Annotated in this window: 17 protein-coding genes; 9 read left to right on the top strand and 8 right to left on the bottom strand. The window is 70.2% G+C overall.

Annotated features, from left to right (window positions below):
- Window position 1 precedes the first annotated feature (1 nt).
- Window positions 2-1,567 (top strand): amidohydrolase, encoded by a 1,566-nt coding sequence (locus ACGFNK_RS24260; RefSeq protein ID WP_393419092.1) that lies wholly within the window; start codon window positions 2-4, stop codon window positions 1,565-1,567.
- 159 nt (window positions 1,568-1,726) lie between these two features.
- Here ACGFNK_RS24260 and ACGFNK_RS24255 read toward each other — a convergent pair whose 3' ends face one another.
- From ACGFNK_RS24255 to ACGFNK_RS24240, 4 genes are all read right to left on the bottom strand, one after another.
- Window positions 1,727-2,785, bottom strand: a complete 1,059-nt coding sequence (locus tag ACGFNK_RS24255; protein WP_393419090.1) for an iron-siderophore ABC transporter substrate-binding protein — start codon at window positions 2,783-2,785, stop codon at window positions 1,727-1,729.
- Entirely contained in the window at window positions 2,785-4,662 is a 1,878-nt protein-coding gene (locus tag ACGFNK_RS24250) for an ABC transporter ATP-binding protein (protein ID WP_393419088.1), read from the bottom strand. The genes ACGFNK_RS24255 and ACGFNK_RS24250 overlap by 1 nt, the downstream gene beginning before the upstream one ends.
- Window positions 4,663-4,703: 41 nt before the next feature.
- Window positions 4,704-6,407: an ABC transporter ATP-binding protein gene (locus ACGFNK_RS24245; RefSeq protein WP_393419086.1), complete on the bottom strand. Its 1,704-nt coding sequence runs from the start codon at window positions 6,405-6,407 to the stop codon at window positions 4,704-4,706.
- 153 nt (window positions 6,408-6,560) lie between these two features.
- Complete coding sequence (locus ACGFNK_RS24240) at window positions 6,561-7,943, bottom strand: lysine N(6)-hydroxylase/L-ornithine N(5)-oxygenase family protein (RefSeq protein ID WP_393419084.1); 1,383 nt, start codon at window positions 7,941-7,943, stop codon at window positions 6,561-6,563.
- 85 nt (window positions 7,944-8,028) lie between these two features.
- Here ACGFNK_RS24240 and ACGFNK_RS24235 point away from each other — a divergent pair, with 85 nt between their 5' ends.
- Together ACGFNK_RS24235 and ACGFNK_RS24230 are read left to right on the top strand one after the other, a co-directional pair.
- A complete protein-coding gene (locus ACGFNK_RS24235; protein WP_393419082.1) occupies window positions 8,029-8,976 on the top strand; it encodes a methionyl-tRNA formyltransferase in 948 nt (315 codons plus the stop codon).
- A 154-nt stretch (window positions 8,977-9,130) separates the two neighbouring features.
- A complete protein-coding gene (locus ACGFNK_RS24230) occupies window positions 9,131-10,285 on the top strand; it encodes a Gfo/Idh/MocA family protein (RefSeq protein ID WP_393419080.1) in 1,155 nt (384 codons plus the stop codon).
- Between the two features lie 55 nt (window positions 10,286-10,340).
- Here ACGFNK_RS24230 and ACGFNK_RS24225 read toward each other — a convergent pair whose 3' ends face one another.
- Window positions 10,341-11,054, bottom strand: a complete 714-nt coding sequence (locus ACGFNK_RS24225; RefSeq protein WP_393419078.1) for a GntR family transcriptional regulator — start codon at window positions 11,052-11,054, stop codon at window positions 10,341-10,343.
- A gap of 95 nt (window positions 11,055-11,149) precedes the next feature.
- Between ACGFNK_RS24225 and manD the strand changes: the two genes are divergently transcribed.
- The 4 genes from manD to ACGFNK_RS24205 all read left to right on the top strand — a co-directional run bounded on the left by manD (window position 11,150) and on the right by ACGFNK_RS24205 (window position 16,441).
- Entirely contained in the window at window positions 11,150-12,358 is a 1,209-nt protein-coding gene (manD, locus tag ACGFNK_RS24220) for a D-mannonate dehydratase ManD (protein ID WP_393419076.1), read from the top strand.
- Window positions 12,355-13,806, top strand: coding sequence for a mannitol dehydrogenase family protein (locus tag ACGFNK_RS24215; protein ID WP_393419074.1), 1,452 nt, complete (start codon window positions 12,355-12,357; stop codon window positions 13,804-13,806). The genes manD and ACGFNK_RS24215 overlap by 4 nt, the downstream gene beginning before the upstream one ends.
- Window positions 13,807-13,907: 101 nt before the next feature.
- On the top strand, window positions 13,908-15,359 hold the full coding sequence (locus tag ACGFNK_RS24210) for an MFS transporter (protein ID WP_393419072.1): 1,452 nt from the start codon (window positions 13,908-13,910) through the stop codon (window positions 15,357-15,359).
- Window positions 15,356-16,441, top strand: coding sequence for an L-idonate 5-dehydrogenase (locus ACGFNK_RS24205; protein ID WP_393419070.1), 1,086 nt, complete (start codon window positions 15,356-15,358; stop codon window positions 16,439-16,441). The genes ACGFNK_RS24210 and ACGFNK_RS24205 overlap by 4 nt, the downstream gene beginning before the upstream one ends.
- Here the strand turns inward: ACGFNK_RS24205 and ACGFNK_RS24200 are convergent.
- Window positions 16,438-17,226 (bottom strand): IclR family transcriptional regulator, encoded by a 789-nt coding sequence (locus tag ACGFNK_RS24200; protein WP_393419068.1) that lies wholly within the window; start codon window positions 17,224-17,226, stop codon window positions 16,438-16,440. The genes ACGFNK_RS24205 and ACGFNK_RS24200 overlap by 4 nt on opposite strands.
- 113 nt (window positions 17,227-17,339) lie before the next feature.
- Here ACGFNK_RS24200 and ACGFNK_RS24195 point away from each other — a divergent pair, with 113 nt between their 5' ends.
- Together ACGFNK_RS24195 and ACGFNK_RS24190 are read left to right on the top strand one after the other, a co-directional pair.
- Window positions 17,340-18,731 carry a gluconate:H+ symporter gene (locus ACGFNK_RS24195; RefSeq protein ID WP_393419413.1) on the top strand — a complete coding sequence of 464 codons (1,392 nt, stop codon included), beginning with the start codon at window positions 17,340-17,342 and terminating at the stop codon, window positions 18,729-18,731.
- Between the two features lie 52 nt (window positions 18,732-18,783).
- A complete protein-coding gene (locus ACGFNK_RS24190; RefSeq protein ID WP_393419066.1) occupies window positions 18,784-20,112 on the top strand; it encodes an enolase C-terminal domain-like protein in 1,329 nt (442 codons plus the stop codon).
- Between the two features lie 121 nt (window positions 20,113-20,233).
- Here the strand turns inward: ACGFNK_RS24190 and ACGFNK_RS24185 are convergent, their stop codons facing one another.
- Window positions 20,234-21,589 carry a PP2C family protein-serine/threonine phosphatase gene (locus ACGFNK_RS24185; protein WP_393419064.1) on the bottom strand — a complete coding sequence of 452 codons (1,356 nt, stop codon included), beginning with the start codon at window positions 21,587-21,589 and terminating at the stop codon, window positions 20,234-20,236.
- 223 nt (window positions 21,590-21,812) lie between these two features.
- On the bottom strand, window positions 21,813-23,240 hold the full coding sequence (locus ACGFNK_RS24180; RefSeq protein WP_393419062.1) for a glycoside hydrolase family 43 protein: 1,428 nt from the start codon (window positions 23,238-23,240) through the stop codon (window positions 21,813-21,815).
- Window positions 23,241-23,309: the final 69 nt, after the last annotated feature.

Raw genomic sequence — 23,309 nt, 5'->3', positions numbered from 1 at the left:
GATGCTCAGCACCAGACTCACCAACGCGCACATCCTGACGATGGACCCGGACCACCCCGTCGCCCACGACCTCGGCATCTGGCAGGGCCGGATCGTGGGCCTGGACGAGGCGGTGACCGCGCTGCCCGCGCGCCGGGTGGTGGATCTCCAGGGCGCCACCGTGCTGCCCGGGTTCATCGACAGCCATGTGCACCTGGCGTGGACGGGTTTCAAGGCGGCCACCCCGAGCGTGGCGCCGTGCACCTCGGCCGACGACGTGCTCGGGGTCGTCGCGGCCGCCGTGGCGGGCACGCCGCCCGGAGGCTGGGCGCAGCTCGTGGGGTACGACCAGCGGGCACTGGGCCGCCATCTGACCGCCGCCGAGCTGGACAAGGTCAGCGAGGGGCGCAAGGTGTACCTGCTGCACGACTCCGGACACGGCTGTGTGGTCAACACCGCCGTCCTGGAGCTGCTGCCCGCCCATGTACGGCACGAGGACGGCTTCCTCGCCGAGCAGGCCATGGGAGCCGCACGGGCGCTGCGACTGCCGTACTCCCAGGAGGAGTTGGCGCAGGCGATCGGGCGCGCGGCCCGGGTCTGTCTGGCCGAGGGCGTGACGGCCTGCGCCGAGGCGGGCATCGGCGGCGCCCTGTTCGGGCACAGTCCGGTCGAGCTGGGCGCCTACCAACTCGCCCGCGAGCAGGGGAAGTTGCCGCTGCGGGTGCAGCTCATGGTGGCAGCGGACCGGCTGAACCCGGTCGCCGCACACGAGGACGACGGCATCCCGCGCGCCCTCGACCTCGGACTGCGCACCGGGTTCGGGGACGAATGGCTCTCCGTGGGCGCGCTGAAGATCTACACCGACGGCGGCATGATGGCCCGTACGGCCGCACTCAGCAGCCCGTACGAAGGCCTGGACCACGCCGGCCAGTTGCAGGACGAGCCCGAGGTGCTCGCGGACACGATCGTGGACGGCCATCTCGGTGGCTGGCAGCTCGCCGTCCACGCCATCGGCGACCGCGCGGCCGACGTCGCCCTTGACGCCCTGGAGCGGGCGCATCACCTCCGGCCGCGCCCGGGCGCACGGCACCGCATCGAACACGCGGGACTGATCCGGCCCGACCAGCTGACCCGCATGGCGCGGCTCGGCGTGAGCGCCGTGGTGCAGCCGAACTTCCTGCGCTACTTCGGCGACGACTACGCCTCGATCATGGGCGAGGAGCGGGCGCCGTGGATGTACCGGGGAAGGGGATTCCTCGAGCACGGAATCACACTGGTGGGCAGCTCCGACCGGCCCGTCGCGGACGGATCACCGCTGCGGGCCGTCCAGTTCATGGTCGAGCGGGCCTCGGAGTCGGGCCAGGTGATCGGCCCGGACGAGTCCGTCACCGTCGACGAGGCCCTGCGCGCGTACACCGTCGGCGGGGCCTTCGCCTGCCACTGGGACTCCGTCGCGGGCAGTCTCACCCCGGGCAAGCGCGCCGACCTGGTCGTGCTGGGAGACGACCCGAGGCGGGTCGACACCTCGCGCATCGGGGACATCGAGGTGGTGACGACGTTCGTCGACGGTCAGGAGACTGACGACTAACCGACCAGCTGGTCCCGCCCGGTGGAGCGCAGCAGCCGGCCTCGCCCCCGCGCCCCTGAAAGGAAGGCCTGCGGCCTCCTTTCAGGGGCGCGGGGAACTGCGCGACCAGCCACAACGGACCCGCAGACGAACTCCGCTTCCATCTGAGCAGCCGGTGTCTCAGGACGCCGGCTGCTCCACCTTGGTCGCGGTGTCGCCGTCAACGGCGGCAGCCAACTGCGGCACCAGGCGGTCGAGCATGTACGGCAGGCTCAGGACCGTCACGAACGACACGGAGTTGCCGTAGTCGCTCGTCTCCGGGACGAAGACCTCACGGTCCTGCTTCGCCACGTTCAAGTCGGCGTAGAGGGCGTTCTTGTCGAGCTTGGCCTCGTCCTTGGCCACATCGGAGACGATCCACACGAGGGCGTCCGTGTCCAGCAGATCGGTGCGCTCCTTGCTGATGTTGGCGCCGAACTCGTCGCCGATGACCTTGTCCAGATCGGTGGGCAGCTTGAAACCGAGATCCGTGAGCAGCCGCGAGCGCGGGTCCTGGCTGCCGAAGACGAACATGCCCTCGTACGGGGTGGCCATCACGGCGGTCTTCCCGGCGAAGTCCGGGTTGTCCTCGGCCGCCTTCTTGAAGTCGGCCTGGACGCCCTCGACGAGCTCCTTGGCCTCCGCCTCCTGGCCGAGCGCCTTGCCGATGATCTCGGTCTGCTCCTGCCACGGGACGCCGTAGTCGTTGTACGCCTTCGGCTGGGCCACCACCGGCGCGAACTTCGACAGGGTCTCGTACTGTTCCTTGGTCAGACCCCCGTAGACCGCGAGGATCAGGTCGGGCTTGAGCGCGGCGATCTTCTCCGTCTGCGGACCGGTGCCGGTGTCCTTGAGCACCGTGGGCGCCTTCGAACTGCCCAGCTTGTCGGCGGCCCACGGGCCGATGGCGCCCTTGTAGCCGCCGAGCCACTCGGTGGTGCCGACGGGCACCTTGCCCAGGGCGAGCACGGCGTCCTGGTCGGTCAGACCGACCGTGACGATCCGCTTGGGCTCCGCCTTGATGGAGGTGCTGCCGTACTTGTGCGGGACGGACACCGGGAAGGCGCTGTTCGCGGATTCCTTGTTCTCTGCGGCTGCCTCGGAATCATCTCCCGAGCCGCAGGCCGTGGCGGTGGTGAAGAGCAGTAGCGCGGAGACGAGCGCCGCGGCGAGGCGTGTGCCTCTGAGAGAGCCGAGCATCAATGGTCCTTCATCGTGGTTGTGTCGGGGACGTCGTGCTGCGTGGGGGGCTGATCGGCTGTACTGCGCGTACCGGACCAGGCCTCCCACAGGGAGGCGTAGGTCCCGCCCGCAGCGCACAGCTCGTCATGGGTGCCGCTCTCCACGATCCGGCCGCCGTCCATGACGACGATCCGGTCCGCGGCCGCGGCCTGGGTGAGGCGGTGTGCGACGACCAGCGCCGTGCGGCCGTCCACCGCCTGGTCGGCCGCTCGCTCCAGCAGTCGGGCTCCGGTGCTGCCTGCCTCGGCGGTCGCCTCGTCGAGCACGGCCACCGGGGGATCGGCCAACACCAGTCGCGCCAGGGCGAGTTGTTGGACCTGGGCGGGCGTGAGGCGGTGTCCGCCCTCGCCCACGACCGTGTCCAGGCCCTCCGGCAGCGCTTCGACCCAGTCCAGGGCCTCCACGGTGGCGAGGGCCGTGCGCAGCCCTTCGTCGGTGGCTTCGGCCCGCGCCAGTCGCAGGTCCTCCGCGAGCGAACCGGCGAAGACATGCGTCTCCTGAGTGACCAGGGCCACCGGCAGACCCTCGCCGTCGCCGTACGCTCCGACGCCGGTCAGGTGCACCGAGCCGGACGTCGGGGCGTGTACGCCCGCGATGAGCTTGGCCAGGGTCGTCTTGCCCGCGCCGCTCGGGCCGACCAGGGCCACGCGTTCGCCGGCCCGGAGGGTCAGGTCCACCTCGTGCAGGACGGGGCGGCCGGGCTCGTACGCGTGGTCGATGCCGGTCACGGTGACGGTGCCGTCCGCCGCCGGGGCCGGCTCCCGCCGCCGGTGCGGTTGTGCCGTTTCCTCCGGCTCGGGGTCCGGCTGGTCGGCGACCCCGACCAGCCGGGCGAGTGCGGCAGTCGCCGACTGCGCGTCGTCGAGCAGTACCAGCGCGGCGTTGATCGGGGCGAACAGACTGTGGAAGTACAGGGCCGCGGCGGTCGCGGTGCCGATGGACACAGAGTCGGCGCGCACGAGCAGGAACCCGGTGACGAGGACCGCGGCGAGGCCGGTGTACTCGGCCACGTGCAGCCGGTTGTAGAACCGCAGCACCAGCTTCACTCCGCGCAAGGTCAGCTCGACCGCCGCCGACGAACGCCGGGTCACATGCGCGGTGTGCTGCTCCTCCAGCCGGAACGCCCGTACCGTACCCGCCCCGGAGATGGAGTCGAGGAGCTGCTGCTGCTGAGCGCCCGTCGCGATGCGCTGACGGGCGTAGAGCGGAACGGCGTGGCGCACGTACCAACGGGCGGTGTGCGCCTGGACGGGCACCGCGAGGAGGGCCGCGAGCAGGAAACGCCAGTCCAGCGCCGCCATCGCGCCCAGCGTCAGCACGATGGCCAGCAGGGAACGGGCCAGTTCGGGCAGGGCGTTGCGCACCGCCTCGGCGACCACCGAGACGTCCCTGGTGACCCGGGCGGTGAGGTCTCCCGCGCCCGCCTTCTCCACCTGTTCCAGCGGCAGCCGCAGCGCCTTCTCCACGAACCGCTCGCGCAGCTGCGCCAGCAAGGTCTCGCCGAGCCGGGAGACCAGCGTCAGGCCCAGCGCGGTGGTGCCGCCCTGGGCGAGGGCGACCAGCACCAGGAGGACGACCGGAGCCGTCACATCCCCGGGCGGGCGACCCTCGGCCACCACGTCCACGATGCGGCCCAGCAGCGGCTGGACGAGCAGCCCCACACCGGTGGCCGCGACCATCACCGCGAAGCTGCCGAGGGCCAGGCCGCGCCGCGGACGCACCAGTTCGCGGACGGCGGCACGGGTGCGGGACCCGGTCGCCGTCGGCAACAGTTCCCGGGTGCCGGGCGCCTGCTCGTCCGTACTGGGGCCAGTACCGGGGTCTGCGCCAGTCATCGCTTTCTTGTTCCCGTCGTTCCCGTTCGCCGAGGTGCCGCTCATGACAGCACCGCCGCGCGGTACGCCTCGTGACGGCGTACCAGATCGGTGTGCGGGGCCGAGTCGGCGATCCGGCCGTCGTCGAGCAGCACCACCCGGTCCGTGACCGCGAGCAGCGCCGGGCTGGTCGTCACGAGCACCGTGGTGCGGCCCTTGCGGATCTCCCTCAGGCCGGCCGCGATCCGGGCCTCGGTCACCGCGTCGACCGCGGTGGTCGGATCGTGGACCACCAGCACGGGCCGGTCGGCCGCCAACGCGCGGGCCAGAGCGACCCGTTGACGCTGCCCGCCCGAGAGGGACCGGCCACGCTCACTGACCGCCGTGTCCTCGCCGTCCGGCAGGGTCTGCGCCACCTGGGCCACCCCGGCCGCGGCCATCGCCGCCTCCGGATCGGCGGATTCGGAACCGGCGATCACGGCGGCCGTGACGTTCTCGCGGACGGTTCCCTCGAAGAGGTCCGCGTCGTGCTCGGCCACCAGCAGGCTCGTACGCAACTCGGCGGGATCAAGGTCGCGCAGGGGCACCCCGTCCAGTTCGACCGTTCCGGCTTCGGGGTCGGTCTGCCGGGACAGGCAGCGCAGCAGGTCGGCGGCGTGCGCGGGGTCGGTCGCGACCACGCCGAGGAGTTCACCGGGTGCGATGTCCAGGTCCACCTCGCGCAGCCCGCCATGGCTCAGCCCGCTCAGCCGGACCGCGCCGCGCACCTGCTGCGGCAGGATCCGGCCGCCGGACGTGACGGCTTGCGGCGTGGCCAGCACCTCCGCGATCCGGGCGGCCGAGGCCCGGCCCTGCGCGAACTCGGCGTTGACCCAGGCGAGCGTCTCCAGGGGTCCGAGCAGGAAGAGCGCGAGCCCGACCGCCGACACCAACTCGCCCAGGCTGATGCTGCCTTGAGCGGCCAGTCGGCCACCGACCAGTGCCACGACGGCGATCAGACAGCCCGTCAGCGCCAGGACCATGCCGTTCTGGAAGGCCTGAGCGCGAGCGGCCCGCAAGGTCGCCTGCAGGGAGTCGCGGCTGGTGGTGCGGTAGCGGGCGATGGCCGTGGACTCGCCGCCGATGCCCTTCAGGATCCGCAGTCCGGCCACCAGGTCGGCGGCCACGGCCGAGGCATGCGCCGCCCGCTCCTGCTCGGCCTCGCTGCGGCTCTCCAGCGGCTTGCTCAGCAGATGCCCGAGCCAGAGCAGGACAGGAGTGCCGAGCAGCACCACCAGACCGAGCAGCACAGACGTACGCAGTAGGACGACGGCACAGGTGAGCAGGCCCATCAGTGCCGAAATCCCGAACATCAGCGCCAAGTTGACGACGCCGACCCGCTTGGCGTCCTCGGTCGCGATATTGGCCAGCGCTCCGGGCAGCCGGCCCTCCTCCGCTCCGCCGCCGGGGTCCAGGACCCTTCGTACGAGGGTGATGCGCAGCGAGTGCTCGGCCTGCACGGAGGCCTTTTCACCGGACCAGGCGCCGATGCGGAAGCTCAACGCCAGTCCCACATAGACCACGGCGAGGATCGCCAGCCAGAGGAACAGGGCGCCGGTGTCGGAGTCCGTGACGGCCTGGTCGATCACGATGCCGATCAGAACCGGCACCAGTGCCTCGCCGATCTGATGCCCGGAACCGAGGAGAGAGCCGAGAGCGACATTGCGTCGCTGACCCCTGACCGCGTCCCTCAGGACGTCCCGTCCCGACGGATATGAAGGACCCACCCGTACCCCTCCGGGATCGGACAAAGAGAAAAACCAAGGTGAGGCTACCCTAAGTTGAGATGCCTGCCCAGCCCGGGGCGCGCACGCGACCACCTCGGGCGCCGGGCGACGGCACGCGCGCGCGTGCCGTCGTCACGACGATGAACCGCCCTTTCAGACCGAGGAATTGACGGATGAACTGGCCGAGGAATCGACAGAGGGACGGGTGCCCGTGGCCGCGTCGCTCGCACGATGGGTGAGCAGGGAGTCGAGGATCTCGCCGGAGCGCACGGCCGTGGTGGACAGCAGGGTCGAGGTGAGACCGTGCGTGTGCTCGGTCGCGCCCTGCAGATAGATGCCGGCGGTGACATCGGGCGCGGCCTCCACGCGATGGTCGCGGCCCACGCGTACGGCGTCGTCGTCGTCCCGCAGGCAGAGCTTCGCTGTCCTGCCCAGCAGTTGGTCGAGGTCCCGGGGCCGGTAGCCGGTCGCATGGACCAGCAGGTCGGCGGAGAGCACCTCCCGCTCACCGGTGGGGAGGAACTCGACGGTGACGTCCAGGCGGTCGTCCAGCGTGCGGACGTCCCGGATGCGGGAGACATTGCGCATGCGCAGCCGCTCGTGGCCCTGGACCTTCTCGCGGTACATGGTCGCGTACAGCGACTCGATCAAGTCCATGTCCACCACCGAGTAGTTGGTGCTGCGGTGGTAGTCGACCAGGGACTGCTTCACCTCCGGCTTGGCCTGGAAGTAGACGTCCACGGCCTCCGGGTCGAAGATCCGGTTGGCGAAGGGGCTGTCGTCGGCGGGTGTGTACCCGTACTTGGCGAAGACCGCGCAGATTTCCGCCTCGGGGAAGGAGCGGTGCAGATAGTCGACCGCCTCCGCGGCGCTCTGACCGGCTCCGAGGACCAGAATGCGGCCCACCGAAGCGCCGGAGTTGTTCAACTCGCGTACGCGCGGCACCAGTTGGCTGTTGTGCCAGATACGGTCCGACAGCTCGGTGCCCGGCGGGAGATGGGGCTCCAGACCGGCGGCCACCGAGATGTTACGGGCCCTGCGTACGACGGTGCGTTCGGGGGCGCCGGGGACGCGGCTGATGACATCGAACCAGCGGACCTCGCCGTTCTCGGCCAGTACCGGCTCGACGGACACGACTTCGGCGCCGTAGTCGACCTGGTGCGCGATCCGGGCGGCGGCCCACTCGAAGTATTCGTGGAACTCGATCCGCAGCGGGAAGAGCGTCTTCGCGTTGAGGAAGTCCACGAGTCTGCCGCGCTCCCGCAGGAAGCACAGGAAGCTGAAATCGCTGGTCGGATTGCGCATCGTGACAAGGTCCTTGAGGAAGGACACCTGCATCGTGGCATCGTCGATGAGCATGCCACGGTGCCAGCCGAAGGACGGCTGGCGCTCCAGGAACCGGGCTCGAAGGCGCTGGGCGGGGGCGGCTCGGGAGTTGTGTTCCTCAACCGCGATGGCCAGCGCGAGATTTGACGGGCCAAAACCTACGCCGATCAGATCGTGGATGGCGTCCGGTTCGTCGTGCAGTGCGTTCACCGCAACTTTCCTTCCCTTAGGCGCCACTGATGTTAAATAAGGTTAGCCTTACCTTGCAATGGTGTGTCCTAGGAGAGGATCGAGTATGCGGGTCGTCATGTTCGGCTATCAGACCTGGGGGCACCGCACCCTCCAGGCTCTGCTGGAGTCCGATCACGAGGTGGTCATGGCCGTGACCCACCCCAAGAGCGACCACGTGTACGAGAAGATCTGGGACGACTCGGTGGCCGATCTCGCCGAGAAGCACGGCATCCCGGTACTGCTGCGCAACCGCCCCGACGACGCCGAACTCCTCACCGCGCTGCGCGAAGCGGAACCGGACCTGATCGTCGCCAACAACTGGCGGACCGTGCTGCCTTCCGAGGTCTTCGACCTCCCGCCCCACGGCACGCTCAACATCCACGACTCGCTGCTGCCGGCGTACGCGGGCTTCTCCCCGCTGATCTGGGCGCTGATCAACGGCGAGCGGGAAGTCGGCGTCACGGCGCACCGGATGAACGCCGAACTCGACGCGGGCGACATCCTGTTGCAGCGAGCCGTTCCGGTGGGCCCCACCGACACCGTCACCGATCTGTTCCACCGCACGGTCGACCTGATCACACCGGTCGTGACCGAGTCCCTGGACCTGATCGCCTCGGGCCGCGCGCGGTGGATCCCGCAGGACCGCAGCCGGGCGAGCTTCTTCCACAAGCGGTCGCTCGAGGACAGCCGGATCGACTGGACCTGGCCGGCCGAGGACCTGGAGCGCCTGGTACGCGCCCAGTGCGACCCGTACCCCAACGCCTTCACCTACCACCGCGGGCAGCGCCTGCGCATCGTCGAGGCAGCGGTGTCGGAAGGCCGTTACGGCGGCACTCCCGGCCGTATCTTCATCCGCGAGGGCGACGGCGTGGTCATCGTCGCCGGCGCCGAGGCCCGGAACGGCCAGTTGCGCGGCCTCTGCGTGAAGCGGGTCCGCACCGAGGACGGTACGGAGCACGCGGCGACGGACTACTTCCGCACGATGGGGGGCTATCTCACGGCGCGGCCGTGACCTGGCCTGCCGGCGGCGGTTCGGAGCTGTGGGTCCATCGTGGCTGGTCGCGGAGCTCCCCGCGCCCCTGAAGGGGCGCGGTACCGCACCGGCATGTGCCATGAGGCAGAGTTGTGGGCCGCAGGTTCTGGATCGGTCCAATGAAGGGCTCCTCATGGTGAACAAGCTCGGCATCGCCGTCGTCGGCTTCGGCTGGATGGGACGCGTGCACACACAGGCGTACGCCCGCCTGCCGCACCACTTCCCGCAGCTGCCCCTGAGGCCCGAACTGGTCACCGTCGCGGACGAGGTGCCCGGCCGGGCCGAGGAGGCGGCAGAGCGGTACGGCTTCGCGTCCGCGGCCCGCGACTGGCGGGAGGTGGCCGCCGATCCGCGGGTGCGAGCGGTGAGCATCACCGCCCCGAACTTCCTGCACCGCGAGATCGGCGTGGCGATGGCCGAGGCAGGCAAGCACATCTGGATCGAGAAGCCGGTGGGCCTGACCGCCGAGGACGCCAGAGCCGTCGCCGACGCCCTCGGCAAGGCGGGCGTACAGGGCACGGTCGGCTTCAACTACCGCAACGCGCCCGCCGTCGAGGCCGCCCGCGAGCTGGTCGCCTCCGGCGAGATCGGCACGGTCACGCACGTACGCATCCGGCTGTTCAGTGACTACGCGGCGCACCCCGAGGGAGCCCTGACCTGGCGGTACGAGCGAGAGCGCGGGGGTGCCGGGGTGCTGGGCGACCTGGCCTCACACGGAGTCGACCTGGCCCGCTTCCTGCTCGGGGACATCGCCTCCCTCACCGCCGACACCGCCGTCTTCATCCCCGAGCGGGCCCGCCCCACCGGCGCCACCGCCGGTCACACCCGGGCCGTCGGCGGCGAACTCGGTCCGGTGGAGAACGAGGACTACGTCAACTGCCTCCTCCGTTTCGCCTCCGGCGCCCGCGGTGTCCTGGAGGCGTCCCGGGTCTCGGTCGGCGAGCAGAACAACTACGGATTCGAGATCCACGGCACCACCGGCGCGGTGTCCTGGGACTACCGCCGTATGGGAGAGCTCGCCGTCAGCCGCGGCACCAGCTACCAGGACCAGCCCGTGAGCACCCTGTACGTAGGCCCCGGACACGGCGAGTACGCTGCCTTCCAGCCGGGCTCGGCCAACAGCATGGGGTACGACGACCTGAAGGTCATCGAGGCGTACCACTTCGTGCGTTCGATCACCGAGGGCGTTCCTTACGGGCCGACGCCGGCCGACGCCGTGGCGAGTGCCGTGACGCTTGACGCCATGGCGCGCTCGGCCGAGCAGGGAACGTGGGTCGACCTGGGTTGAATCCTCCCCTCCCTGAAGAGCGAGGGGATTCCTGGCTCAGGCCGGGAGGGGGCGGCTATTCCCAGACCACGACGTTCCGCCGCACCGGTGCCTTCGCGGGGCCGGAGGCGAACAGTTCCGGTGAGTGGGCGCGGATGCGTTCGATGTCGCTGAAGACCGCCCGCAGATGGGCGCGCATGGCCGTGCGCGCGAGCGACACGTCACCGCCGACCACCGCGTCGAAGATCTCGTGATGCTGGGCGGCGAACACGGCGGGAGACACGTTCTCGTGGAGGCCGAGTCGCCGGGCCCGGTCCAGGTGCCCCTTGGCGGCGGCGACGGTCGTCCATGCGTTGCCATGGCCGCTCAGCCGCATCAGTCCCTGATGGAACGCCTCGTCCAGCTCGAAGAACTCCTCGAGTCCGAGGTCCGCCCGCTTCTGCTGCTCCAGGTTGCCGCGCAGGTCTGTGACGACCGCGGGGTCGAGCTCCGCGGGCAGGTCGTCGAGCGAGGCGAGTTCGACGGCTTCCCGTAGAAACTGCGCGTCCGCGACCTGAGCCGGGTCCACCCGGGAGACGAACGACCCGATCTGCGGGAAGACCTGCACCAGTCCCTCCTGGGCGAGAAGGATCAGGCTCTCCCGTACCGGCGTGCGGCTCACCCCGAGCGACGCCGCCAGCTCGTTCTCCGACAGGGCGGCGCCGGGCGGGAGTTCGAGGGTCAGAACCATCTGACGCAACGTCGTGTAGATCGCGCGCCGGTTCGTCCGCTGACGTTGGGGTTGGGCCATGAGCCCATCGTATCGATGACACAGGTATTGCCGTACTGTGCGACAGCTGCTTGTATACAAGTACTTCGCGACATCCTGGATCAGGAGGAGCACCTGTGAGCAAGATCGAGCGCGCCGAGGTGTTGGTCGCCTCTCCCGGGCGCACGTTCGTCACGCTGCGCATCACCACGACCGACGGTGTGACCGGCCTCGGTGACGCCACGCTCAACGGCCGTGAGCTGGCTGTCGCCAGTTATCTGCGCGACCACCTCGTCCCGCTGCTGATCGGCAAGGATCCCGCCCGTATCGAGGACATGTGGCAGTTCCTCTACCGGGGCGCCTACTGGCGGCGCGGTCCCGTCACCATGACGGCCATCGCCGCCGTCGACACCGCGCTGTGGGACATCAAGGGCAAGGTCGCCAGGCTCCCCGTCTACCAGCTGCTCGGCGGCCGGTCCCGGGACGGCGTCCTCGTCTATTCGCACGCCAGCGGCACGGACGTACCGTCCCTGCTGGACGACGTCGAGCGCTATCTGGAGCTGGGCTACAGAGCGGTCCGGGCGCAGGCAGCGGTACCCGATGTCGGCGGTACGTACGGCATCCGCAAGGGCAAGGTGTACGAGCCCGCGGCAATGGAACTGCCCGACGAGCAACCCTGGGACACCGAGGCCTACCTCCGCTTCGCGCCCACCTATCTGGAAGCGGTACGGGAGCGCTTCGGCTTCGATTTCCACCTGCTGCACGACATCCACCACCGGCTCAGCCCGATCGAGGCGGCCCGTTTCGGCCAGAGCGTCGAGGCATGCCGGCTGTTCTGGATGGAGGACCCGACCCCGGCCGAGAACCAGGAGGCCTTCCGCCTCATCCGCCGGCACACCACGACACCGATCGCGGTGGGGGAGGTGTTCAACTCGATCTGGGACGCCCAGCACCTGATCACGGAACAGCTCATCGACTACGTACGCACCACCGTCGTGCACGCGGGCGGCATCACCCACCTGCGGCGGATCTTCGACCTCGCCGCCCTCTACCACGTGCGGACCGGATCCCACGGCGCGACGGACCTCTCGCCCGTGAGCATGGCCGCCGCCGTGCACCTCGACATCGCCGTACCGAACTTCGGCATCCAGGAGTACATGGGCCACCCGGACGAGACCGGCGAGGTGTTCCGTACCGGCGTCACGTTCGCCGACGGCATGCTCCACCCCTCGGACGAGCCCGGCCTCGGTGTCGAGTACGACGAGAAGGCCGCCGAGCGCTTCCCGTACGAAAGGCGCTACCTTCCGGTCGCGCGCCGCCTCGACGGTTCGGTGCACGACTGGTGAGCGCCGCCGGACTTCCGCCGCTGAACCGTAAGGCGCTCGCCGGGCTCGAGCCCGAACAGCGTCCCGCCGTCGACCCCGCCGAACTGCGCAGCCGTGTCCTGCACTTCGGGCTCGGGGCCTTCCACCGGGCGCACCAGGCGGTCTACACCGAGAACGCCGCCGCCCGCTCCGGCGAACCCTGGGGCATCACCGCCGTCGCACCCCGGTCGGCCCGGACGCTGGGTGCCCTGCGGGACCAGGACTGCCTGTACTCCCTCACGGAACGCCGACCCGGCGGCAGCGTCTCCCGTGTCGTCGGCGCGGTCACCGGCGTCCTGGCCCTGCGCCCGGACGCCGCCGCCGTCGACGCCCTGCTCGCCGACCCCGAGGTGACGGTGGTGACGCTGACCGTCACGGAGAAGGGCTATCACCGCTCGGCGCGGACCGGTGGCCTGGACACGACGGACCCGGCGGTCGCCGCCGACCTGGCGGCAGGCCCCGATGGTGAACGCACCACCGTGGTCGGGCGCTTGGCCGCCGGACTGGCCGCACGGATGCGCTCGGGAGCGCCGCCGATCAGCGTCGTGTCCTGCGACAACATGGCCTCCAACGGCGTCGTACTCGGCCAGGTCGTGTCCGACTTCGTACGAGCCGCCGCCTGGCCGGACCGCGCCGAGATCCTGGACCGGATGTCCGAGACCGTCGCCTTTCCCTCGACCGTCGTGGACCGGATCGTTCCCGCGGCCACCGACACGGACCGGGCGGCGGCCGGTGCCGCGCTCGGCGTGCACGACGCGGTTCCCGTGGTGGGCGAGCCGTACCGGCAGTGGGTCCTGGAGGACTCCTTCACCGCACCCCGGCCACCCTGGGAGCTGGACGGCGCCCTGTTCGTGCCGGACGCCGCGCCGTACCAGCTCACCAAGCTGCGACTGCTCAACGGCTCCCACTCCGCGCTGGCCTACCTCGGCCTGGCTGCGGACCGCACCACGATCGCCGACACCATGGCGACCGACTGGGGCGAGCGCCTGGTCCGGGCCCTGTGCGCGGAGGTCGCTCCCACCCTGCCGGACGGGGGCCCCGATCCGGGAGCGTACGCCGACGACCTCGTCGTACGCTTCCGCAATCCCGCCATGCAGCACCTGCTGCGGCAGATCGGCTCCGACGGATCGCTGAAGATCACGGAACGCTGGCTGCCCGTGCTGCGCTCCCTGCGGGCGCACGGCGCGGCCACTCCGGTGCTCGAACTCGCCCTCGCCGGCTGGGTCGACGCAACACGCCCGCCCACCGACATCACCGACCCCGCACACGACGCGCTCGCCGCCTGCTGGGGGCCGGGCGCGCGTCCCGCCGAAACGGTGAGCGCGCTGCTGCGCGTCGTCGGAGCGGCGGACCTGGCGGACGACACGGCCCTCACCACAGCCGTCGCGGACCGGCTGCCCGCCGTACGGGCGGGCCGCGTCGAGATCTGAAGCTCAGCCCCCGCCGTCCGAACCTTGACTCCCTGCTCCCCGTCCCCGCGTTTCCCTCGCGTTCCACCCGCTCAACGCAGTGCCTGAACAACGGAGTTCACATGAAGGACAGCGTCACCGCCGCACAGCCATCGAGCACCGCCCGGCGGACGACCAGCGATCTCACCAGGGCCGCCGTCTCCGGCTGGCTCGGCACGGCCATGGAGTTCATGGACTTCCAGCTCTACTCGCTGGCCGCCGCGATCGTCTTCAACAAGATCTTCTTCCCGGACGTCAGCCCAGCGATCGGTCTGATCGCGGCGATGGCCACCTACGGCGTCGGCTACGTCGCCCGGCTCGCCGGTGCCGTCTACTTCGGCCGGATGGGAGACCGGCTCGGCCGCAAGAAGGTCCTGTACCTCACCATCTTGCTGATGGGTGCCTCCACCACGCTGATCGGCGTCCTGCCCACATACGCCATGATCGGCATCCTCGCGCCGATCCTGCTCGTGGTGCTCCGACTCGCGCAGGGCTTCGGTGCGGGCGCCGAGATCGCCGGAGCGACCGTCATGCTCGCCGAGTACGCCCCCGTCAGGCGCCGCGGGCTGATCTCCTCGCTGGTGTCGCTCGGCACAAACTCCGGGACGCTGGCGGCCTCCGGGCTGTGGGCGATCCTGCTCGCCGTGCTCACCGAGGAGCAACTGCTGTCCTGGGGCTGGCGGCTGCCCTTCCTGCTGAGCTTCGGCCTGATGCTGTTCGCGGTCTGGCTGCGGCGCGGCCTCAAGGAGAGCCCGGTCTTCGAGGAGCGCCCCGACGTCGTGAACGGCGTGGCGATGACCCGCGGCGAGGTCGAGTCGGTGATCTCCAGAACGAGCGCCCAGACCAGTGCCGAGAAGGGCACCGGAACGACCACCGAGAACCCTCGAGACGAGGAGCACCACAGCAGCGTCCTGGAGGCGGGTATACGCCAGCGCAAGGGCAAGGCGTTCTTCCTCGCGCTCGGCCTGCGCTTCGGCCAGGCGGGCAACTCCGGCCTGGTGCAGACGTTCCTGGTCGGCTACATCGCCACCAACCTCTCGGTCGGACGCTCCGTTCCCACGGACGCCATCGTGTACGGCTCGCTGCTGGGCTTCGTCACCGTTCCGGCCGTCGGCCTGCTCGGCGACCGCTACGGCCGCCGGGCGGTGTACCTCGCGCTCAGCGTGCTGACCATCGTCGCGGCCTTCCCGGTGATGCTGCTCATCAGCTCCGGTTCCACCGCGGCGGTCATGCTCGGCATGATCCTCGGTCTGAACATCGGTGTCCTCGGCCTGTTCTCGCTGGAGAGCGTGACGATGGCCGAACTCTTCGGATCCCGCACCCGGTTCACCCAGCTCGCGCTCGCCAAGGAGATCGGCGGCATCCTCGCCACCGCGATCGGCCCGGTCCTCGCGGCCACGCTCACCGCCGTCACCGGCAGTTGGTGGCCCATCGCCGCGATGCTCGTCGTCTACTCGCTCGTCACCCTCGTCAGCGCACTCCTCTCACCCGAGACACGCGGACGCGATCTGGTCCGGCTGGAGGACGCCGCATGAACCGTACGAGTCGTACGAGCGCAATGAAGGCCGTCGTGGTCCATGGGCCCTCAGATGTACGGATCGACGGGCGGCCCCGTCCGGTCCCGGCGGAGGGCGAGGTGCTGCTCGCCATGGAGTGGGGCGGGATCTGCGGGTCCGACCTCGCCTACTGGAAGTACGGGGCATCCGGCACCGCTTCGCTCAAGCACCCGATGGTCCTCGGCCACGAGGTCGCGGGCCGGATCGCCGCACTCGGCCCCGGCGTGAGAGGTCTCGCCGAGGGGCAGCCGGTCACCGTCCACCCGGCCGAGCCGGTCGGTGACGGCCGGCTGCCGGAGCGGATCGCGGGACGTACGAACCTCCACCCGCGCGTCCGCTACTTCGGCTCGGCGGCCTTCCACCCGCACACCGACGGCGGGTTCAGTGAGTACCGGGCCGTGCGCGCCACACAGATCCGGCCCCTGCCGGACGGCGTCAGCACCGAACAGGGCGCGCTGGCCGAGCCGTTGGCCGTCGCGCTGCACGCCGTGGGCCGGGTCCCCGAACTGCGCGGCCGCAGCGTCCTCGTCAACGGTGCCGGGCCGATCGGCTCCCTGGTCGTCGCCGCCGCCAAGCACCGCGGGGCGGGCACCGTCGTCGCCGCCGACCTGGCCGCGTCCTCGCTGGCCGTCGCGCGCGCCATGGGCGCCGACGAGACGCGTGAACTCTCCCGCGGTGAAGGGCTGCCCGAGGACGTGGAGGTGGTCTTCGAGGCCTCCGGCGCACCGGCCGCGCTCGGCCCCGTGCTGCGGGCCACGGCTCGCGGCGGCACCCTCGTCCAGGTCGGGAACCTGCCGGGGACGGCCGCGCCCGCAGTCCTGGGCGACCTCGTCACCCGCGAAGTCACCTGGATCGGCTCGTACCGTTTCGTCGAGGAGATCGACGACGCGCTGGGGGCCCTGCGGGACGGCCTGGATGTGACACCGGTGATCAGCCACCGCTTCCCGCTGGAGCAGGCCGCGCAGGCGCTGGCCGTCGCCGCCGACCCGACGAACGCGAGCAGCAAGGTGATGCTGCGCCTGGCCGGGTGCCGCCCGGCAGCTGACGCAACCGGCACCTAACGCCAACCGGGATCGCGAGAGGTCGGCGGCAGGAGTGTCTCGATCTTCGCCCGTACCTCCCGCATCACGGCGACGATGCGGTGCTGATGCTCTTCGGTGAGGCGGGACACCGGTACCGAGCAGCTGATGGCGTCGGTGGCGGGGGTGTCGTAGCGCAGCGCGAAGCCGAAGCCGGCGATGCCGGGGACGGTTTCCTCGCGGTCGATCGCGTAACCGCGTGCGCGTACCTCGGCGAGGTCGGTCAGCAGCGTCGCCCGGGTGGTGTGCGTGTTCTCCGTGCAGGCCGTCAACGGCTCGTCGGACAGGGGGAGTTCGGCGTCGGGGCGTTCCGCGAGCAGGGCCTTGCCGAGGGCTCCGGCATGGGCGGGGACGCGGCGGCCGACCCGGCTGATCGTGCGCAGGTATTCGTGGGACTCGCGGGTCGCGAGGTAGACGACGTCGGAGCCGTCGAGGCGGGCCAGGTGGATGGTCTCGCCGAGCGCGTCCGAGGCCTCGTCGAGGTAGGGGCGGACTGTGCGTACCCGCTTGTCACCGTCGAGATAGCTGGTGCCGGTGAGCAGCGCGCGGATCCCGATGCCGTACAGCGAACCGGTCACATCCGTGCGGACCCAGCCGTGCTCGACGAGTGTCTGCAGCAGCGCGTACATGCTGCTGCGGGGCACGCCCAGCTCCTCGGAGAGCTCGCGCAGCCGCGCCGGCCGGTCGCCCCGTGCGGCGAGCAGTTCGAGCAACGCGACCGTACGGACCGCCGACTTGACCTCGGGTACGCCCCCAGCCTGTGACATGAGCCGATCGTAAGTCCGTCGGCAATCCGTGGGCCGCGGGCCATTGACCTGTTCGTGTCCATGAGCCTAGCCTCCATCCTCATACGTGGACGCTGTCTTCATATGAAGACAGCCTGGTCGAAAGTCCCACTGAAGACGGCGTCCAGGGTTCAAAGGGGAACTGGTACATGCCACTTGTTGTCGTCGGGATCAGTGTTCTGGTCCTGCTCTTCCTGATGACGAAGCTGAAACTCAACGGCTTCGCCGCCCTCCTCCTCGTGGCCGTGGGCGTCGGACTCGTCCAGGGGATCCCGCTGGAGAAGATCCCTGAGGTCCTCTCGGAGGGCATCGGAGGGCAGATCGGCGACACGATGCTCACCATCGGGCTCGGCGCGATGGTCGGCCGGGTGATGGGGGACTCCGGGGCGGCCCAGCGAATAGCCGGCAAGCTCCTCGACATCTGCGGCCCGCGCTGGGTGCAGGTGGCCATGGTGCTGACGGCCATGCTCATCGGCGTCACGATGTTCTACGAGGTCGCGTTCGTGATCATCGTGCCGATCGCGTTCACCATCGTGCGCGTCACCGGGAAGAACCTGCTGTGGGTCGGGCTCCCCATGTCGATCGCCCTGTCCACCATGCACAGCTTCCTGCCGCCTCACCCCGGCCCGACCGCGGTGGCCGCCTCCTTCGACGCCTCGGTCGGACTGACGCTGTTCTACGGCCTGTTCATCGCCCTCCCCGCCGGCGCGCTCATCGCCCTGCTGTGGCCGCGCCTGCCGTTCATCCGGGCGATGAACCCCTCCATCCCCGAAGGTCTCGTCAGCGAGCGTGTCTTCGACGACGAGGAGATGCCGGGCATGGCCTGGTCGCTGTCGGTCGCCCTTCTGCCCGTCGTACTGATCGCCGGGGCGGCCGTGACCGACATGGCCACGTCCGCGTCCGGCCCCGTCCCGCACTTCATCGCCTTCATCGGCTCGGCACCGGTCGCCCTCCTGCTGACGCTGTGCATCGCCATCTGGGCCTTCGGCCCGCGGATCGGTCGCAGCCTGGATGAAGTCGCCGCCTCGTGCAGGTCGGCGGCCCAGGCGATGGCGATGATCCTGCTCGTGATCGGCGCGGGCGGAGCCTTCAAGCAGGTCCTCGTCGACGGCGGGATCTCCGACTACATCAAGGACACCACCGAGGGCTGGTCCATCTCGCCGATCATCCTCGCCTGGCTCATCGCGGCCATCCTCCGCGTGGCCCTCGGCTCGGCGACCGTCGCCGTCGTCACGGCCTCGGGCGTGGTGCTGCCGCTGCTCGCGGGCAGCGGAGTCCACCCGGAGATCATGGTGCTCGCCGTGTCCTGCGGCTCGATCGCGTTCTCCCACGTGAACGACCCGGGCTTCTGGATGTTCAAGGAGTACTTCAACCTGTCCGTCATCGACGCGATCAAGGCGCGCACCACCTACACGACCGTGCTCGCGATCCTGGGCCTGGGCGGCGTACTGGCCGTCGAATGGGCCCTGGACGTCCTCAACCTGTGATGCATGGCCCGCAGAACACATCCCGGACCGCCAACATGCTTAGGGACCAGTCATGAGCCAGCCCACCGTCACCAAGTTCTCCGTCTACCCGGTCGCCGGCCAGGACTCCATGGAGCTCAACCTCTCCGGCGCCCACGGTCCGTACTTCACCCGGAACGTCGTCGTCCTCGAGGACTCCGAGGGGCGTACGGGACTGGGGGAGGTACCCGGCGGGGAGAAGATCACGAGGACCCTGCGCGACGCCGAATCCCTCGTCGTCGGCGCGCGCGTGGGTGACTACAAGCGCGTCCTGCGGGCCATCGGCGACAGATTCGCGGACCGCGACTCGGGCGGCAGAGGCGGCCAGACCTTCGATCTGCGCACCACCGTGCACGCGGTCACCGCCGTCGAGTCGGCGCTTTTGGATCTCCTCGGGCAACACCTGGAGGTTCCCGTCGCCGCGCTCCTGGGTGACGGGAAGCAGCGCGATTCCGTACGGGTCCTCGGTTACCTCTTCTACGTCGGCGACCCCGACCGGACCGATCTGGAGTACGTACGCGAACCCGGCTCGGCCGTGCACTGGTACCGGATCCGGCACGAGGAGGCCCTGACCCCCGAGGCGATCGTCCGTCAGGCCGAGGCGACCTACGACCTGTACGGCTTCCGCGACTTCAAGCTCAAGGGCGGTGTTCTGCCCGGGAGCGAGGAGGTCGAGGCGGTGCGGGCGCTCAAGGAGCGCTTCCCCGAAGCCCGGATCACCCTCGACCCGAACGGCGCCTGGTCCCTGCGGGAGGCCGTCGAACTGTGCAAGCCCCTGGTCGGCACGCTCGCCTACGCCGAGGATCCGTGCGGAGCCGAAGGCGGCTACTCGGGGCGTGAGATCCTCGCGGAGTTCCGCCGGGCCACCGGACTGCCCACGGCGACCAACATGATCGCGACGGACTGGCGGCAGCTGACCCACGCGCTGGCCCTCCAGTCGGTCTCCATCCCGCTCGCGGACCCGCACTTCTGGACGATGCAGGGTTCGGTACGCGTCGCCCAGCTCTGCGACGCGATGGGGCTGACCTGGGGCTGTCACTCCAACAACCACTTCGACATCTCCCTGGCGATGATGGCCCACTGCGGGGCCGCCGCCCCCGGCGAGTACAACGCCCTTGATACGCACTGGATCTGGCAGGAGGGCCTGGAACGGCTGACCACCCAACCTCCGCGTATCGCCGACGGCGAGGTCGCCGTCCCCGACACCCCCGGCCTCGGCGTCCACCTCGACATGGACCGCCTCCTCGCGGCCCACGACCTCTACCGCGAGAAGAACCTGTCGGCCCGCGACGACGCTCTCGCGATGCGATACCTCGTCAAGGACTGGGCCTTCGACAGCAAGCGGCCTTGTCTCGTGCGCTGAACCCGTCCGGCGGACCGCAGGCGCTGCGCTCCTCGGGTGCCTTCCACGAGGTCGCTGAACCCCCCGATGGTCGTCTGCTGCTGTCCCGGCACCGACGCGGTGATCCCGGAGGCGGGCAGGTCTATCGGTCCTGGTGGTGCCCGGGGCCGATGGGCGGGATGCGTACGGCGAGAAGGGCGAGGTCGTCGTGGCCGTCGCCGGGGCTGTGGTCGGCCAGTGTGCGGCAGAGTGCGTCGAGGGGCAGCCCGACGTGGGCGGCGGCGGTGGCGGCAAGCGTGTCCAGTCCGGCATCCAGAGGGCGCTCGGGGTGTTCGACCAGGCCGTCGGTGAACAGCAGCACCGTGTCTCCGGGGGCCAGTGGATGAGTGTGGTCGGGGCGTGGCAGCCGGGTGTCGACGCCCAGGGGCACGCCGGGTTCGGCCAGCAGGTAGCGGGTGCGGCCGTCGGCGGTGACGACCAGGGGCGGCAGGTGGCCGGCCGTCGACCAGTACATGCGCCAGCCTTCGCCGTCGGATTCGATGCGGGCCAGGCAGGCGGTGGTGACGGGGGCCTCGGTGATGGAGTCCAGGGTGTCGTCGAGCCGGTCCAGGACCAGGCTCGGCGGGGTGAGCCGGTCGTATAGCAGGGCGCGGAGCATGTTGCGGGTCTGCGCCATGGCGGCCGCCGCCGTCAGGTCGTGGCCCCGCACGTCGCCGATGATCGCGGCGCAGGCGCCGTCCGGGAGCAGCAGGGCGTCGTACCAGTCGCCGCCCAGGTGGTGGCCGGGGCCGGTCGCCGGCCGGTACACCGCGGCCGCGGTGAACGGGGTCAGGTCGGGCAGGGTGGGCAGGAGGAGGCGCTGGAACTGCTCGGCGGACGAACGCACCTGCTGATACAGCCGGGCGTTCTCGATGGCGATGCCGGCAGCCCCGGCCAGCGCGAGGACGACCGCCGCGTCCTGGTCATCGAACGGTTGGCCGTCGCGCCGGTCGGACAGGTAGAGGTTGCCGTAGATGCGCCCGTGCACGCCGATCGCCACCCCGAGCAGGTTCCGCATCGACGGATGCCCCGCGGGGAAGCCGACCGCGTCCGGATGGTGCGGTACGTCGTCCACGCGCAGCGGTTCGTGCTGCTCGATCAGGTGCGCGAGCAGTCCGCGGCCGTGCGGAGGGTGGACTCCCGCCAGGTCCTGGCGCTCGGTATCGCTCAGGCCGAGCGGGATGAAGTCCTGAAGGCCCGCCCGGTCCTCGTCGAACACGCCTAGGGCGCCGTAGCGGGCGTTCACCAGCTGCATCGCGGCACTCACGATCTGCCGCAGCACCACAGGCAGCTCCAGCTCCCGGCTGACCGCGAGCACTGCATCCAGCAGCGCGTGCATGCGTCCCTGAGCTCGGGTGAGTCGTTCGACCTGCTCCGCGATGCGATTCAGGTCCGCATCCCGGGCCGGGCCGAACCCTGTCGGCGGATGCCGGCGCTGAAGGCTCTCGTCGCCGCTCATCGGCGCGCCTCACCTCTTCCCGGCCACCCCCGGGGTCCTGCGACCGGATACGGCCACATCGCACACCTTAGAACACCGGCAGCGCTCCCGCCCCGCCGCGAGCGCCGGCGGCAGGGAGTGGGCCCGGCCTCGCGTGACCACAGACCTGGTGCACGAAGGAAACATGCACCAGGGTGTGCAACCGATGTGCAACGGCTTTCGCCAGACGAGCTTGCCTCGCAGGTCAGAGCGGGTTTACGGGCACGAAGGAGCTGTCCTGGCGGAACACGGCGGAGCCGTCCGTCGGGTCCACCCGGAGTTGGAAGCCGTAGTGGCGCAGGTAGTAGCCCGGGTAGTTGTACGACTCGAAGCGGACGGAGCCGCTCGCCGTGCCCGTACGGGCGATGTACGTGGCGTCCCTGGCGAAGGTCGACGAGCCGTCGTTCGCGTCGAAGCGGGCCCGGAAGTCCCAGTGGCGCAGATAGTTCCCGGCCGCGTTCCGGAAGGAGTAGCCGCCCGCGTCGGCGAGACCCGGCACGACCGTGAACGTGGACGCCTGCCTTTCCGCGGCGCTGCTCGTGGAGCTGACCACGGGGAGGTTGAGCAGGGCGGACTGCTCCTGCCAGTAGCGGGTGGTGTAGTTGGCCGAGCGGAACGAGCGGGTGACGTTCGCCGGCAGGTTCACCCCGCCGGATACCGTCTCCTTGAGCACGGTGAAGTGACGTGCCGTGCCGGAGATCGACGGCAGCTTCTTCGGGGCGCTCCAGGTGGCGAACGTGTCGTAGCTGTCGCTGTAGTAGTAACTGCCGTCGCCGTAGCCGTCGAAGAAGATCCGCCACGCGCCGTTGTCGAGCTGCACCAGCGCGGCGCCCTCGCGCGTACCGCCCCAGCCCGCCCAGTTGCCGGTCCTGCGAATGGTGTACGGGCCGGTCAGGGCGGTGGCGGTGGCGTACTCGATGTACTTCGTCGTCTCGTTCTTCGTGAACGCGTGGTAGGTGGAGCCGAGCTTCACGATGAACGTGTCGATGTGGTTGGCGCCGATGCCGGACAGCGCCACGGGTGAACTCCACGTGGTGAGCGCGGAGTTGGTGGCTCTCAGCAGATACGGCGTGAAGATCCACTGGTCGTTGGCGGTCGAGCAGGACAGGATGATGTTCACGCTGCCGTCGCTGTCGACGAACCACTCGGGCGCCCAGGCGCGCGACAGATTCGCGATGGGGACGGTGTAGTCGTACAGGAACGTCCAGTTGACCCGGTCCGAGCTGCGGGCGAAGCCGATCGTGGTGCTGGTGTCCTGCCAGGTGTGCGTGGTGTACGTGACGTAGTAGTAGCCGTTGGAGTGCCGGAAGATGCTGGCGTCACGGATCCGGTTGGCAGGCGGGGTGTACGCGGACGCCTTCACGAGCCGGAAGTCGGTGGCGTCGTCGGACTCGTACACATTGACCGTGGCATCGGTGCTGTTGAGGAACGGCACGATGGTGTAGCGGGTGGCGGAGCCGCGGGGCGGTGCCGCGGCCAGGGCCGAGCCGAGCGTTCCGGGCAGTGCGCCCAGGAGGACCGCCGAAGCGGGGAGGGCGGCCATCGCTCGCAGCACGCCACGGCGGGACGGCGACAGGGAGTTCGGGGATCTGGTGCCGGTCGGTACGGCGGCGGGTCTGTCCGGTGTGTTCATGTGCGGCTCTCCTCGGTGCTTTCTTCTGCGGGTACGGCCCGTCCCATGGGCCCTGCTTGTTGTTCGGGG

It is taken from the genome of Streptomyces sp. NPDC048825, from assembly GCF_043198355.1.
Taxonomy (GTDB): Bacteria; Actinomycetota; Actinomycetes; order Streptomycetales; family Streptomycetaceae; genus Streptomyces; species Streptomyces xiangluensis.
This window is presented reverse-complemented; position numbering and strand designations above follow the sequence as displayed.

Bases quoted from the DNA above. Each gene is read 5' to 3' on its own strand.
- ACGFNK_RS24230 (WP_393419080.1), top strand. From the start codon at position 9,131: ATGGTGAACAAGCTCGGCATCGCCGTCGTCGGCTTCGGCTGGATGGGA.
- ACGFNK_RS24260 (WP_393419092.1), top strand. From the start codon at position 2: ATGCTCAGCACCAGACTCACCAACGCGCACATCCTGACGATGGACCCG.
- ACGFNK_RS24200 (WP_393419068.1), bottom strand. From the start codon at position 17,226: ATGTCACAGGCTGGGGGCGTACCCGAGGTCAAGTCGGCGGTCCGTACG.
- ACGFNK_RS24255 (WP_393419090.1), bottom strand. From the start codon at position 2,785: ATGCTCGGCTCTCTCAGAGGCACACGCCTCGCCGCGGCGCTCGTCTCC.
- ACGFNK_RS24235 (WP_393419082.1), top strand. From the start codon at position 8,029: ATGCGGGTCGTCATGTTCGGCTATCAGACCTGGGGGCACCGCACCCTC.
- ACGFNK_RS24180 (WP_393419062.1), bottom strand. From the start codon at position 23,240: ATGAACACACCGGACAGACCCGCCGCCGTACCGACCGGCACCAGATCC.
- ACGFNK_RS24225 (WP_393419078.1), bottom strand. From the start codon at position 11,054: ATGGCCCAACCCCAACGTCAGCGGACGAACCGGCGCGCGATCTACACG.
- ACGFNK_RS24185 (WP_393419064.1), bottom strand. From the start codon at position 21,589: ATGAGCGGCGACGAGAGCCTTCAGCGCCGGCATCCGCCGACAGGGTTC.
- ACGFNK_RS24190 (WP_393419066.1), top strand. From the start codon at position 18,784: ATGAGCCAGCCCACCGTCACCAAGTTCTCCGTCTACCCGGTCGCCGGC.
- ACGFNK_RS24210 (WP_393419072.1), top strand. From the start codon at position 13,908: ATGAAGGACAGCGTCACCGCCGCACAGCCATCGAGCACCGCCCGGCGG.
- ACGFNK_RS24205 (WP_393419070.1), top strand. From the start codon at position 15,356: ATGAACCGTACGAGTCGTACGAGCGCAATGAAGGCCGTCGTGGTCCAT.
- ACGFNK_RS24250 (WP_393419088.1), bottom strand. From the start codon at position 4,662: ATGACTGGCGCAGACCCCGGTACTGGCCCCAGTACGGACGAGCAGGCG.